Origin of the sequence: Microcoleus sp. D3_18_C4 (assembly GCF_036702355.1) — a bacterium.
Classification (GTDB): Bacteria; Cyanobacteriota; Cyanobacteriia; order Cyanobacteriales; family Microcoleaceae; genus Microcoleus.
Map to the genome: position 1 here is coordinate 55,883 of NZ_JAUBTF010000009.1, position 12,959 is coordinate 68,841.

Here is a 12,959-nt window from a genome sequence, read left to right on the forward strand (position 1 = left end):
TTAACCGCCGACTCCTATCGGGAGTTTTCAACACTTTTCTATTACACTCGCTGCAACTTAGCTGTTCTCGGATCGATGATTTTTCTGCCCAAACCTGAAAACTTAATTGCCAGATTAGTTTTCTCGCCTTCTCCCAAAACGTGCGTAATTTCTCCAACTCCAAAAGCATGATGAAAAACTTTATCGCCCGTTTTCCACTCTGCCGATTGAGAATTCCCAGAATTAGCTGCTGAATTATTAGTTTTTCCCTTGGAAACAGCCGTTTTAGCTGTCTTAGTTTTCTTCGCACTTCCAGCCAGCAAATGTGTCGGCAATTCCCCTAAGAACAGTGAAGGGGTGCAGTGTTCCCGGAAACCTCCCCAGAGGCGGCGTTCGCGAGTGTGGGTGAGAAATAGCAATTCCTGGGCGCGAGTGATGCCGACGTAGCACAAACGGCGTTCTTCTTCGATCGCTTTCGGGTCGTCCAAGCTGCGGAAATTGGGAAATAAACCCTGTTCCATTCCGACTAAAAATACTACGGGAAATTCTAACCCTTTGGCGGAGTGCAGCGTCATCAGCGATACGCGGGAATCTTCTTCCTGCAAGTCATCTAAATCGGATGCTAAAGAGGCTTTTGCTAAAAATGATGTCAGCGTCGGTTCTTCGTTTTGTTCTTCAAATTGCAGGACAGCATTGTACAATTCTATGACGTTTTCTATGCGATTTGTGGCTTCGTCGGTTCCTTGATTTTTCAAATCTTCAATGTAGCCTGAATCTTGGATAATTCCTTGGACAATTTGCGAAGCCGGCAGAGTTTCGACTTGCGATTGCCAACGACCAATCATTTCGGCAAACTTAATAATAGCTTTTGCCGATCGCCCTGCTAGAGTATTGACAGAAGATTCATCGCTGAGGATTTCCCACAACGGAATGCCCAATTGAGTTGCAGCGTCTTCGACTTTGGAAAATGTTGTATCGCCAATGCCGCGACGCGGAGTATTGATGATACGTTTGAGGCTGACGCTATCGTCGGGATTGGCAAGCACCCGCAGGTATGCTAGGATATCTTTGATTTCTTTGCGATCGTAAAACTTCAAGCCGCCGACAATATTGTAAGGAATGTCTAAACGCATTAACGCTTCTTCAAAGGATCGAGATTGAGCGTTTGTGCGGTAGAGAATCGCAAAGTTACTGCCATTTTCGTATTCGGAGTTTTGGCGCTTCAAGGAATGAATTTGACCCGCTACAAATTCCGCTTCATCTAATTCGTTGTCGGCGCGCCAGACAACAATCGGAGCTCCCGGTTCGCGAGTCGGGCGCAGAATTTTCTCGATGCGTTCGGTATTGTGTTCGATCAAGTGGTTCGCCACTTGCAGGATGTTTTCGCGCGATCGATAATTTTCCTCTAATTTTACCATTGTCCGAGTTGTTTCGTCGGACAAACTATCTCCGAAATCCTCTTGAAATTCCAGCAATATGGTATAATCTGCCATCCGAAAACTGTAAATTGATTGATCGACATCGCCCACGACAAAAATCGAGCGGTTTTGCCATTTATCGAAGCTTTTCGGGTCGGCGTTATTTGTCACCAACATCCGAATCAAATCGTATTGAGTGCGGTTTGTATCTTGGTATTCGTCAACTAAAATATGGCAAAACTTTTTATGCCAGTAACTTAATACTTGCTCGTTTTGGCTCAAAAGTTTAACGGGAACGAGGATTAAATCGTCAAAATCTAGGGCATTGTTGGCTGCTAAAGCGTCTTGGTAGCGACTGTAAACATCGGCAATCACGCGACCTCGATAATCCGGTTCTGCTGCGTGGTATTCTTGAGGCGACCAACCTTTATTTTTAGCGTTGCTGATGACATAGCGGACTTTTCGGGGGTCAAATTTCTTGTCGTCAAGATTGAGAGTTTTTGTGACGATTTGTTTGACGAGACTTTGAGCATCTGACTCATCAAAAATCGAAAAGTTTTTCTTCCACTGGCGGCCTTTTTCGTCTTGGTATTTTTCAATATCGTAGCGGAGAATGCGACCGCACAAAGAGTGAAAAGTCCCCATCCAAATGTGTTTGGTAATTCTTTGGTAAATTTGCGATCGCAATTTGGTTTGTACATCCGGGGCTAAGTCTACCAAAGCTTTGCCATATTCCGCTTCAGCTTGCTGAGTTGCCAGCAATTTCTCAATTCTTTCTTTCATCTCCCTGGCGGCTTTATTTGTAAATGTCACCGCCAGAATATTTTCAGGATCGACTCGATGCGTGCGAACTAAGTTAGCAACTCGGTAAGTTAGAGCTCTGGTTTTGCCGGAACCAGCGCCCGCTACTACTAACAGCGGCCCGTTATAATGGGCGACTGCTTGGCGCTGAGATGGGTTGAGGTGGCTGAGGAAATCAGTGGTTTGAGTCATAGCTAGAAAGTTAGTTTAATTTTTTAAGGGGTAAATAATACTTGGTATGCGATACCGCGAGTTCTTTTTAAGGTAAGGTGCGCTAGGCGCACCCTATATTATAACTAGAACGGTGATTTTTAAAACTTTAAATATTTTTGGCTCAAAGGAGTTGTTTAAGGTAAAGTGCTCGGCGCGAACTCTACACAATAACTAGATAGGTGATTTTTTTTAACGTTTAAATATCCGTGTCAGCCCAATTGCTGCTAATATCCCCAAGCTAATCCAGATGGCAAGAATTACAGCAGCGGCAGCCCGATTTATCGGTTTTCCTCGCTCTATTTCTGCGGCTGCTTTTTCCCGACACTCGGCTAAAACCTGTGGCGGAATCATCTTCAGTACCAGCCAAATTCCCAAAGGTACAATTATCAAATCGTCCAAGTAGCCGAGAATCGGTATGAAGTCAGGAATTAAGTCGATCGGGCTAAAAGCATAGGCAACCGTAATGCCTGCTAAAATTCTGGCGTACCAAGGTACTCTCTGGTCTGTACTTGCTAAATAAACAGCGTAAGTTTCTTTTTTGAGTCGGCGGGCAAGTTGTTTTAAGGATTGCATCTTTTAACAATTTTATCATTTTTAAATTTTAGTTAAAATGAAATAGTATTTGCGTCGGAGTGTCCTAAACTCGGTGGGTTTCTATATTTATCGTTGCCCAACCTCTTGTTTTACCCAGAACACCAATTTTTTAGTGGAGCGTCCTGCGGACATCATAATAACTCATAATTTCTTCAGAACTACGGACTATTTTTTTAGTTGCTAAAAATGTAACAACCCGGATATTTAGCAATTTCAGTGGGAAGGTAAAGTATAGCATCTGTTCTATGTGAGGAGAATCAAGTTTATGAATTCAAATTTGCAACGTCGCGATCGCATTAATTTCCGTAGTCTGGTAACAGCGTTGTGTTTAACCTTAACTCTCGTGAGTTTTGTGAGATTAGATCCGGCTGTCGCTCAAGAACAGCGGATCAGAACGCTGAGTGTTACTGGGCGGGGTGTGGAAGCGATTCCTACAACTCAAACACAAGTGCGGCTGGGGGTTGAGGTGCAGGGGAAAACGGCGGCCGAGGTGCAGCAGGAAGCTGCGAGACGATCGTCCGCTGTGGTAGAGTTGCTGCGATCGCGCCAAGTCGAAAAACTCGAAACTGCCGGCATCACCCTCAATCCCATTTATAACTTCGACAACAACCAACAGCGCTTGACGGGTTATACGGCGACGAATACCGTCAGTTTTCGGATTAATACTGCATCTGCAGGCACTTTGCTCGACGATGCGGTGAATGCCGGAGCCACACGCATCGACGGTGTGAGTTTTGCCGCTGCCGAAAGTGCGATCGAACAAGCTCGAAAACAAGCCCTCAAAAAAGCCACTCAAGATGCTCAAGCGCAAGCGGATGCAGTGTTTAGCGCCCTCAACCTGAAGCGGGGAGAGATTCTGGGCATTCAAGTCAACGGTGCGATCGCGCCGCCTCCAATGTATCGGCAATTGGCTGGTGCTCGCGCTGCTACTGCTGATGCTACAACGCCTGTGGTGGGGGGGGAACAGCAGGTAGAAGCTTCTGTGACTTTGCAATTTGGATATTAATAATATAGTTAGGGGTTGAACTGGCCACATCAGCTTGACCCTAACTATTTCTCGATTTATCAAGCAGCTTTTTCTACAAAAAACTTTAGCCGTTTTAACCACTTCTGCCAGTAGTCCAGAAACGGAATCTCTCCTTCTTGAGGGGGAGAGTTCCTCAATAAATAGACTCTCTGTTAAACCGTAGGCGATCGCATTCCTCCTAAACAGAAAAGAGTGGACTCTTTTCTAAGATCCACTCTCTGTTAAACTCTCTTAGGGCTAACTTTAACAAGCTGGAGTTAAGCCCTTACTTTACCTAGTCCTTAATGATTCTCTTGTCATTAATGACCACTTTGTCTTTGAGTTCAGGACTGCCGGAGATGTGAAGATCACTATCCTTATTTTCCTCGGCGGATTCAGCTAGATATTGGGCAGATGACTTAACATCGTGCGCTGCACGTTTAGCAGATTGGGCTGCATTTTGAGCAGATGATTTTAAATCCTGCACTGCACCTTGAGGAGATGGGGTTGCATTTTGGGCAGATGACCTAAAATCAGGCACTGGAGGTTTAGCAAATTCGGCTGCATTTTGGGCAGATGACCTAAAATCAGGCACTGGAGGTTTAGCAAATTCGGCTGCATTTTGGGCAGATGATTTAAAATCATGCGCTACACCTTGAGGAGATTGGGCTGCATTGTGGGCAGATGACTTAACATCCTGCTTAACATCCTGCGCTGCACCTTTAGCAGATTCGGCTGCATTTTGAGCAGATGACTTAACATCATGCGCTGCACCTTTAGCAGATTCGGCTGCGCTTTGAGCAGATGACTTGATTGATTCGGCTGCACTCTTGCCAGATGACTTAAGCGATTCGGCTGCACTTTTTATAGATGGCTCAACTGCTTTCGCTGTATCTTTTACAGTCGATCTAAACTCCTTAGTTGCCCCCTCAATTTCTTGAGCTACAGCTTTGGCAGAAGGCTTAACTTCATCAGCCGTACTCTTAATAGAGTCCGCTGCACTTTGTATAGAAGGCTTGACACCTTCGACTGTCTGCTTGACTGAATCTTTTACTTCTCTAATCGTAGGTTTGACTTCCTCGGATGCACTCTTGACTGCATCTACTACAGAAGGCTTGGCTTCCCTAACTGTCTCATTGACAGATTCGGCTATACCTTTAATCGAAGGCTTAGTTTCCTCAACAGTCTCTTTGACTGCTTCTGCTGTAGCTTTGATAGATGGTCTAACTTCTTCAGCAGTTTCCTTTACTACTGTCCCTAGCTCTTCTACAGTGTGTGTAATACCGTCTGCTACGCTGTGTGCTGCATCCCCTAAATTATCTACAGCACGGTTAACAGTATCAGCAGTACCTTTACCAATCATAGCGCCAGCAACTGAGCCTGCTACAGCACCAATAATGCCTCCAGAGCGAGCACCTAGTATACCACCGACTGCTGCTCCAGCTATCCTCGCACCAAGGCCTGAACCTGATGATTGATCTTCCTGTGATTCTGCATTTTCGTTAGTCTGAGCCTGAAGCTGCTGGTTTTCGCTATTGTCAACATTCTTTTCATGGAAGTCACGATTGGCTTCAGGCTGGTTAAAAGGCTGGTTATTATCAGTCATAAATATCCTTGGGTATTACTGCTACATTTACTAGCCTAACTATATACTTCTCAGAAAATCTACTGCCTAAGAACTAGATTTTGACTGTTACTTAAGAAGTAGATTCTTAAAAATACTGACCACTACGGCGCTAGCGGTTCCCTGTTCATTCGACCTTGAAGAAGCTGGATGCGCGCGTTAGCGAAGCCCTCGAAGAGGATCGCACATCTGGAACAGTCTTAGCTTAGCGAGCCAAAAATAACTCATGTATACAGATTTTTTTTACAGATTCAATTATTAATAAATCTCCTCAAAAAATAATATAAAATTCCAGCTTATAACTTAACTTATAAATAAATATATATTCTAAAAAAAGTTGCTACCATTAAATAATTGAATTAAGTGATTTGTTTTGTAGACGTTGCTGATTTACGGTCGGAAAAGCTAAATATGCAAGTCAGAGAAACCAGTATCCACAAAGATTCGGGATTTTCAACTGATTTTTTCCATACCCTGATTAAGCAACGCCAGATTTTGGAGTGATCTAACTCACGAGGAGAGCTCTTTGAACAGCAACTTGACCGCTTTAGCCACAGAAGCCCGATCGCACTTACGCGTAATTGGGCATAATTTCGATCGCTCCTAAATTTTAGCGTCACATACGGCATTTTGCCGTATATAATAGAGAGATTATATCTACCGTATTTTGTATGACTAAAACTACTAAATCGGAACCGTCAGCCCGATTGGAGGCTCGTATCAGTCCAGAGATTAAAGCCCTTTGGCAAAAAGCCGCTGACTTAGAAGGACGTACCTTAACAGATTTCGTCATCGCCAGCGTTCAAGCAGTCGCTTCCAAAGTTATTGAACAGCACCAAAGACTGAAACTTGACGTTGACGACAGCGAGGCTTTCGTGAATGCCCTCCTGAATCCAACCCAGCCGAATCAAGCTCTCAAAGCAGCAGCCTTGCGCTACAAACAAGTGATGGGCGATGGTACTCACAATTGAACCCTTAGATAGCAGCAGACATCACAGAGAGCTTTTTTGTTGTGGACAAGATAGTTTGGACAACTACATCCGCAAACAAGCTTCTCAGGATATCAAAAAGAAAGTCGCAATCGTATTCGTTTTAGTGGACTCTCCCAACACAGATGTGATTGCCTATTATACGCTTTCTGCATACACCATTGAACTCGCAGAGTTAAATGAATCTTTTGCAAAAAAGCTGCCCCGCTATCCCCTTCTACCTGCTACATTGCTCGGTCGTTTGGCAGTCGATCGTACTTACCAAGGTCAACATCTCGGCGAGTTGATTCTGATAGATGCTTTGACAAAAGCACTCTTGGCAACTGCACAAGTTGCATCTCTCGCTGTCATTGCAGAAGCTCTGGATGAGCCAGCAGCCAATTTCTATCAAAAATATAGTTTTCAAAAATTCAAACAAAACCCGATGAAGCTTTATCTACCAATGAAATCGGTGGAAGAACTTTGTCAAAATTATAACATTTAGTTGATTTTGTTAAAAACCGATCGCCCATCCCACTCCCCAACCCCAACCCCAACATCCCCCAAAACTTCAATTACTACCGGATCGTCGATCGAAGTACCCGATATCGACTACAGTAAACACAAAATATTATTGGCGGTGATTTGAGTGATTGAGACTTTAGCAACAGGAATCGCAGCAGCCGGTTCGCTGCTAGCATTGGGCGGATTGGGCCTAGAGTTGAACTATCGCCGGACTGGAAGTGCAAATAAACTAGAACTAACAGCCGGAGAATGGCACTTAGCCATCTCGGAACCCAACCGCTATCTTTTAGTCGGGGAAATGGAGTTCCGCAACCTGACACAGCGATTTGAGATTATGTTGCCGGAAGTGCGGGCACAGGTGAAACTGCTGTCTGACGGAAGTTTGGATGGCGTTACCTCCGAGACAAAGGTGATTCCTTGCCACAAAGACGCAGCAGCCAGAGCAGACGATTACTGGTTCGGCTATATTGTTAAAGCCCAAAAAAACACGAAAATTAAAGTTTCTGTAGACATTCAAGGGCAAGATTTAACCAAATTGCAATCAGCTTGGGTGCAAGTACACTTCGTCACCTACGGCCCAGGTGGCCGCATCCCGAAAGTCCGTAACGTAGTAGTCCCGCTGCAATTTCCCAACTCGGAGACAGTACCTAATGCCCGAAATGTCGGAGTTGCCGAAGTTTTGCCGATTCGCACCCACATCCTGACGGAATTGGACAATCCCGTCGAAATTGTCAAGCGTTACGTGCTGCCGCGCGCCCAGAAAGGCGATATTGTCGCCCTCGCAGAGACTCCCTTGGCTTTGATGCAGGGACGCTATCGCCATCCCAGTGAAGTCAAACCAGGATGGGCGGCAAAGCGAGTGTGCTTGTTTTTCTTGCCGATGTCGAGTTTGGCCACGGCTTGCGGAATGCAGACGTTGGTTGATGTAGTCGGCCCTTGGCGCGTAGTAGCAGCATTTGCGATCGGCGCTGTGGCTAAAATATTCGGTAAACCGGGAGTCTTTTACCAACTAGCAGGGGAACAAGCCAGACTGATCGACGACGTTACCGGGACTTTGCCTCCCTTCGACCAATTTATTGTCCTAGGCCCGGACAATCCCCAGCAAGTTGTAGAAGAAATTCAACGAGAAACCGGACTTGCGGCGGCGATCGTAGACGCTAATGACTTGAAAGCAGTTAAGATATTAGCAGCGACCTCCGATTTATCGGTAACATTCTTAGAGCAAGCCTTGCGAAGCAACCCCGCCGGGAATGCTGACGAGCGAACACCGGTCGTTGTAATTCGACCTCTGCAACAAAAATCTTGAGTTGAAAACAGAAAATTAAAAATTCAAAAAGATGATTTGCAATTTTTAATTTTCGATCGAGCAAGAAAGGGAGAAGAATCAAAAGTTATAAGTTTTGAAATCAAAATTTACCCATTCAAAACTCCAAACTTATCTAACTCTTCCCCTTTCTGAATTTTTATTTTTAAATTTCCATTCTCCACTTTTATGTTATGACTTCATTTCCCTCCCAAAACCAAAACCAGGTTGTGATTCGCCCGTTTCAGTATCGCGATATCGAGGTGATGGAACAACTGTGCGCGGAAACAGCCGAAGAGCCAGAAAACCGCAAGGGCGCAAGCTGCGACGTGGTACTAGGTAGAAAGTTGCAGCAGATTCGTCGCTGGTACGGACTACTAAAGATTTTTAGCTTGTTTCCCAACCCTTGTCAGTCCCTGTTCCGGGCCCATGTTGCCGAAGAAGAAGGGAGCGTTAAGGGCATAATTCAGATTTCTCCTTTCAACCGCACCCGCAGCACTTGGCGGATCGATCGCATAGGAGTAGACCCGGAAGCCCGCAGCAAAGGAATTGGTTCCATGCTGCTGCGGTACTGCTTTGAGGCAGTCTGGGAGGCGCGCACGTGGCTGTTGGAAGTGAATGTCGGCGACAACACTTCCTTGGCTTTGTATCGGCAAAACGGGTTTCAGCCTTTGGCCCAGATGACTTACTGGACGATCGCCCCAGAACGCCTGCAAGAAATGGCAAGCTCGACCCCAGATTTGCCCAACCTGCTGCCTGTTAGCAACGCCGACGCTCAGTTGCTCTATCAACTGGATACCGCGTCTATGCCGCCCCTGGTGCGCCAAGTATTCGATCGCCACATTCAAGATTTCAAAACCAGTTTTTTCGGCGCTTTAGTCGAAGGTGTCAGACAGTGGCTGGGCAAAACCGAGGTAGTCAGCGGCTACGTGTTTGAACCGCAGCGCAAAGCCGCGATCGGCTATTTTCAGGTGCAGCTATCCCGCAACGGCCAGCAACCGCACGTCGCTCAGTTGACTGTACACCCCGCCTACACTTGGCTTTACCCAGAACTGCTGTCCCAGATGGCGCGCCTTGTTCAAGATTTCCCGGTTCAAAGCCTGCAACTGGCTTCCGCTGACTATCAGCCGGAACGGGAAGCTTATTTAGAGCAATTTGGAGCAGTGCGCGTGGAACACAGTTTGCTGATGTCTCGATCGGTGTGGCACAAATTGCGCGAGTCCAAGTTGGTCTCTCTCGAAGGACTCCAGCTATCAGAAATGTTGCAAAGCTTCCAGCCAACTCGCAAACCCGTACCGGGCCGGATGTCCTGGCTCGGCCCGATGGCTGGGGAAGCAGCAGCAGGGCCCGCGTCGTCTGAGATAAAACCTCTGTTGGCTGACTCAGGAAACAGCCAAACGAATCAAGTTAACCCCTTGAACTTCCAGCATTCCGAATCATCGGCAACAGATATCAGCAGCATTTTGCCTCTAAAATTGCCCGAATTGCCTCTAGACGAAGGCTCCCAAGAGAAAAGTTAATACTTAATAGTGAAAAGCAGAAGGTAAAAGGTAGAAGGCAGAAAAAATAGAATTAATCATCCAAAGAATTCTATTTTTTTATGTCATAATCCCAAAATATCCCTTCTGCTTTTGATTGATATCAACCTAAGATTACCTATCTTCTTCTTACTTTCTTCTCTTCTTTCTTCGCGTTCTTCGCGTCTTCGCGTTTCGTTAAAAAAAAATCGGCAACTAACAAAGAAGTAAATCTAAAATCTAAAATCTAAAATCTAAAATTGCTTGATTGATAATGTCCAACGATAAATTATGGATTTCAGCTCTGGGATTAGATATCGGCCTCAAACGAGTCGGGATCGCCGGGTGTGACGGCACTGGTTTAATAGCTACGGGCATTACAACACTGGTACGATCGTCCTTTGATCGAGACGTAGCTTATCTCCGAGAACTCGTGCGAGAGCGGAGAGTGGAAATTTTGGTGGCAGGCTTGCCCTACTCCCTGAACGGAGAATGGGGTGCTCAAGCCCGACAGGTGCAGAAATATGCGAATCGCATCGCCACAGCCCTAGAGCTCCCCCTAGAGTACGTGGACGAGCGCCTGACTTCGGTTGAGGCAGAGGAATTGATGAAAACACAAGGGATTTCCCTGTCGCAAAATAAGGGTGCGATCGATCGCAAAGCAGCGGCCCTGATTTTGCAGCAGTGGCTAGACGAGCGAAGGCAAAATATCTCCGCCCTTCCCAATCCTTGATAGGTGGTAACAGAGGCGTGATATCCTGGTTGTGCAAGTTTGCTACGCACACCTGTAACCCTTGACAAACTGGAGAAAATTCTGGTGTACCCTCGGTAGTGAAGAAGCACAAAATCGTGATTTGTCCTCAGTGTCGCTTGCTGACTCGACTGAGATTTAACCGCTGCACTCCTCGCCTGTGGAAAAGGCCGCGAGTCTCGCGGTTTAAGCTTGTGGACTGGCGATTGCCCACTTAGCCAGAATATCGCCACGAAAATTCCCACTTGTCAAGCCAACGTTACTGAATTATTGACGGAAAACTAAGATACACGCGATGTCCTCATCCCCATACCGCAAAAAAGAGAATGGCAATTCCAACGAAGAGTCCGTCACCCTGACGGATGAAGTTGGGCGATCGCTGACTTGCAACATAGAATATTCTATGAACCTAGAAGGTGAAGAATACGCTTTGCTGCTGCCAATTGACTCCCCAGTAGAAATTTTTACCTGGCACGGAGACGATAACGACGAAGCAGCAATTCCTGTAGAAGACGAGACCGAAATTGACAAAATTTTTGATACTGCTAAAGTTGTCCTGCAAGAGCAGAACTTGACACTCCGGCGCACGGCGGTGACGCTGACTGTGGTTGGCGAATTGCCGGAATTTCCCGAAGAGGATATGGCATCCGATGTCGATCCAGATGAGGAGTCCGAGTTCGAGGAGCTGATGTGGCTGACCAGTTTCTACCACGAAGAACAGGAATATGCCATTTATACGCCTCTAGACCCGTTCTTTATCTTGGCTAGAATGAATGATGACGGCAAGCCAGAATTGCTCTCGGAAGAAGAGTTCCAAAGGCTGGAACCGATGTTACCTATGCTGGAAGACCAGTTTTTTGACGAGCTTGATTAGATATTAATTGCAGGCACAAAGCCTGATGGCAAAAAGCAGAATTTTTTACTATTTTATAAAAAAGTAAACTGCTCGCCCGATCGAACTTTTTCGAGATGGCTCCTTCTGCCTTCGCGATCGGGCTTTTGAATTGAGCCGCGTGAATTGGGTCTTTTAAATGGCTTGTATTCGTAACTTTTCGGTCATCAATCGCAGGTCATCAGTCATTAGTCGCTAGTTAACCGCCGCTTATCCAGGACAACGGACTATGAATAAAGAACAAATGACAAAAGGCAGCACGCGCGAGAGCCGAAAAGGTACTCCGCAAGTCTCTAAATGGTTGTTTTATCTGGCCTTGCTGCCGGCAATCTGGGGGGTTGGCGCTTGGCAGGGCTGGGCTTGGTGGAGCTGGGCTTCGGCGCCACCTAAAATCACATCCTCATCGGGAAATCCGGCAGAGGATGCTGCTGTTTCGATCCAAATTCCGGAGGGTACTCCCAGTCAAAAAATAGGCCGGGATTTAGAGGCCGCGGGGTTGATTCGATCGAGCTCGGCATGGAATATGTGGGCCCGCTGGCTGACTCTGCAAAACCGCGAGGGAGGTTTTAAAGCAGGAACTTACCAACTTTCGCCGACTCAGCCTCTGAGTGCAGTTGCTGACAAAATTTGGAAGGGCGAAGTCGCACAGCAGAGTTTCACTATTCCAGAAGGGTGGTCGCTGCAACAAATGAGCGCTTATTTTGAAGCGCAAGGTTTTTTTCCGGCTAAGGATTTTATGGCGGTGGCGAGTCAAGTTCCCTACGCTCAGTACCCTTGGCTACCGAGCGGATTGCCTCACTTGGAAGGGTTTTTGTACCCGGATACTTATCAGCTAGACGGCGATGCAATTAGCCCGGAAGCTGTCATCAAGCAAATGCTCGGTCGCTTCGAGCAGTTGGCTTTGCCGATCTATCAAAAAAATCAGAAGAATACTAAGCTGGATTTGAAAGAGTGGGTGACGCTGGCTAGTATTGTAGAAAAAGAGGCTGTGGTTGCTTCCGAGCGGAACCGTATTTCTGGGGTATTCAACAACCGTCTGAATAAGGGTATGCCCTTGGGTTCTGACCCGACGGTTGAATACGCTCTCGGCATCAGGCAAACGAAGGAAAAGCCTTTGACTTTCAAGCAGGTGGAAACCCCTTCTCCTTACAATACTTATATCAATGTAGGCCTGCCACCAACTCCGATCGCATCTCCGGGAATCGCCAGTCTGGAAGCGACTCTGACTCCTGAAAATACAGAATACCTGTACTTTATGGCGCGGTACGACGGCACTCACATTTTCAGTCGCACCCTGGCCGAACACAATGCTGCTGTGGCTCAAGTTGACCAAAAAGTGCGATCAACTCAATAGATGGGCAATGACTA

At 46.4% G+C, this 12,959-nt stretch carries 11 protein-coding genes; 8 read left to right on the forward strand and 3 right to left on the reverse strand.

Annotated elements, in window-relative coordinates; all coding sequences use genetic code 11:
- Positions 1 to 41 precede the first annotated feature (41 nt).
- Entirely contained in the window at positions 42 to 2,390 is a 2,349-nt protein-coding gene (gene pcrA, locus QUA90_RS06570; RefSeq protein WP_333444486.1) for a DNA helicase PcrA, read from the reverse strand.
- A 210-nt stretch (positions 2,391 to 2,600) separates the two neighbouring features.
- Positions 2,601 to 2,984: a YkvA family protein gene (locus tag QUA90_RS06575; RefSeq protein ID WP_333444488.1), complete on the reverse strand. Its 384-nt coding sequence runs from the start codon at positions 2,982 to 2,984 to the stop codon at positions 2,601 to 2,603.
- A gap of 286 nt (positions 2,985 to 3,270) precedes the next feature.
- On the opposite strand from QUA90_RS06575, the gene QUA90_RS06580 reads away from it, so the two are divergent.
- Positions 3,271 to 4,011 carry an SIMPL domain-containing protein gene (locus QUA90_RS06580; protein WP_333444490.1) on the forward strand — a complete coding sequence of 247 codons (741 nt, stop codon included), beginning with the start codon at positions 3,271 to 3,273 and terminating at the stop codon, positions 4,009 to 4,011.
- Positions 4,012 to 4,306: 295 nt separating this feature from the next.
- Here the strand turns inward: QUA90_RS06580 and QUA90_RS06585 are convergent, their stop codons facing one another.
- Positions 4,307 to 5,617, reverse strand: a complete 1,311-nt coding sequence (locus QUA90_RS06585; RefSeq protein WP_333444492.1) for a hypothetical protein — start codon at positions 5,615 to 5,617, stop codon at positions 4,307 to 4,309.
- A gap of 689 nt (positions 5,618 to 6,306) precedes the next feature.
- Here QUA90_RS06585 and QUA90_RS06590 point away from each other — a divergent pair.
- The 7 genes from QUA90_RS06590 (at position 6,307) to mltG (ending at position 12,945) form a co-directional block, all read left to right on the forward strand.
- On the forward strand, positions 6,307 to 6,606 hold the full coding sequence (locus QUA90_RS06590; protein WP_333222796.1) for a DUF1778 domain-containing protein: 300 nt from the start codon (positions 6,307 to 6,309) through the stop codon (positions 6,604 to 6,606).
- Positions 6,590 to 7,108, forward strand: coding sequence for a GNAT family N-acetyltransferase (locus QUA90_RS06595; RefSeq protein ID WP_333444495.1), 519 nt, complete (start codon positions 6,590 to 6,592; stop codon positions 7,106 to 7,108). Before QUA90_RS06590 ends, QUA90_RS06595 begins: the two co-directional genes overlap by 17 nt.
- Positions 7,109 to 7,252: 144 nt before the next feature.
- Positions 7,253 to 8,434: a F420-0:Gamma-glutamyl ligase gene (locus tag QUA90_RS06600; protein WP_333330789.1), complete on the forward strand. Its 1,182-nt coding sequence runs from the start codon at positions 7,253 to 7,255 to the stop codon at positions 8,432 to 8,434.
- A 191-nt stretch (positions 8,435 to 8,625) separates the two neighbouring features.
- On the forward strand, positions 8,626 to 9,951 hold the full coding sequence (locus QUA90_RS06605) for a GNAT family N-acetyltransferase (RefSeq protein WP_333444497.1): 1,326 nt from the start codon (positions 8,626 to 8,628) through the stop codon (positions 9,949 to 9,951).
- A 271-nt stretch (positions 9,952 to 10,222) separates the two neighbouring features.
- Positions 10,223 to 10,681 carry a Holliday junction resolvase RuvX gene (gene ruvX, locus QUA90_RS06610; protein ID WP_333444499.1) on the forward strand — a complete coding sequence of 153 codons (459 nt, stop codon included), beginning with the start codon at positions 10,223 to 10,225 and terminating at the stop codon, positions 10,679 to 10,681.
- Positions 10,682 to 10,994: 313 nt separating this feature from the next.
- Positions 10,995 to 11,573: a DUF3727 domain-containing protein gene (locus QUA90_RS06615; protein ID WP_333444501.1), complete on the forward strand. Its 579-nt coding sequence runs from the start codon at positions 10,995 to 10,997 to the stop codon at positions 11,571 to 11,573.
- 247 nt (positions 11,574 to 11,820) lie between these two features.
- Positions 11,821 to 12,945, forward strand: a complete 1,125-nt coding sequence (gene mltG, locus QUA90_RS06620) for an endolytic transglycosylase MltG (RefSeq protein WP_333444503.1) — start codon at positions 11,821 to 11,823, stop codon at positions 12,943 to 12,945.
- Positions 12,946 to 12,959 lie beyond the last annotated feature (14 nt).

Bases quoted from the DNA above. Each gene is read 5' to 3' on its own strand.
- pcrA (WP_333444486.1), bottom strand. From the start codon at position 2,390: ATGACTCAAACCACTGATTTCCTCAGCCACCTCAACCCATCTCAGCGC.
- QUA90_RS06575 (WP_333444488.1), bottom strand. From the start codon at position 2,984: ATGCAATCCTTAAAACAACTTGCCCGCCGACTCAAAAAAGAAACTTAC.
- QUA90_RS06580 (WP_333444490.1), top strand. From the start codon at position 3,271: ATGAATTCAAATTTGCAACGTCGCGATCGCATTAATTTCCGTAGTCTG.
- QUA90_RS06585 (WP_333444492.1), bottom strand. From the start codon at position 5,617: ATGACTGATAATAACCAGCCTTTTAACCAGCCTGAAGCCAATCGTGAC.
- QUA90_RS06590 (WP_333222796.1), top strand. From the start codon at position 6,307: ATGACTAAAACTACTAAATCGGAACCGTCAGCCCGATTGGAGGCTCGT.
- QUA90_RS06595 (WP_333444495.1), top strand. From the start codon at position 6,590: ATGGTACTCACAATTGAACCCTTAGATAGCAGCAGACATCACAGAGAG.
- QUA90_RS06605 (WP_333444497.1), top strand. From the start codon at position 8,626: ATGACTTCATTTCCCTCCCAAAACCAAAACCAGGTTGTGATTCGCCCG.
- ruvX (WP_333444499.1), top strand. From the start codon at position 10,223: ATGTCCAACGATAAATTATGGATTTCAGCTCTGGGATTAGATATCGGC.
- QUA90_RS06615 (WP_333444501.1), top strand. From the start codon at position 10,995: ATGTCCTCATCCCCATACCGCAAAAAAGAGAATGGCAATTCCAACGAA.
- mltG (WP_333444503.1), top strand. From the start codon at position 11,821: ATGAATAAAGAACAAATGACAAAAGGCAGCACGCGCGAGAGCCGAAAA.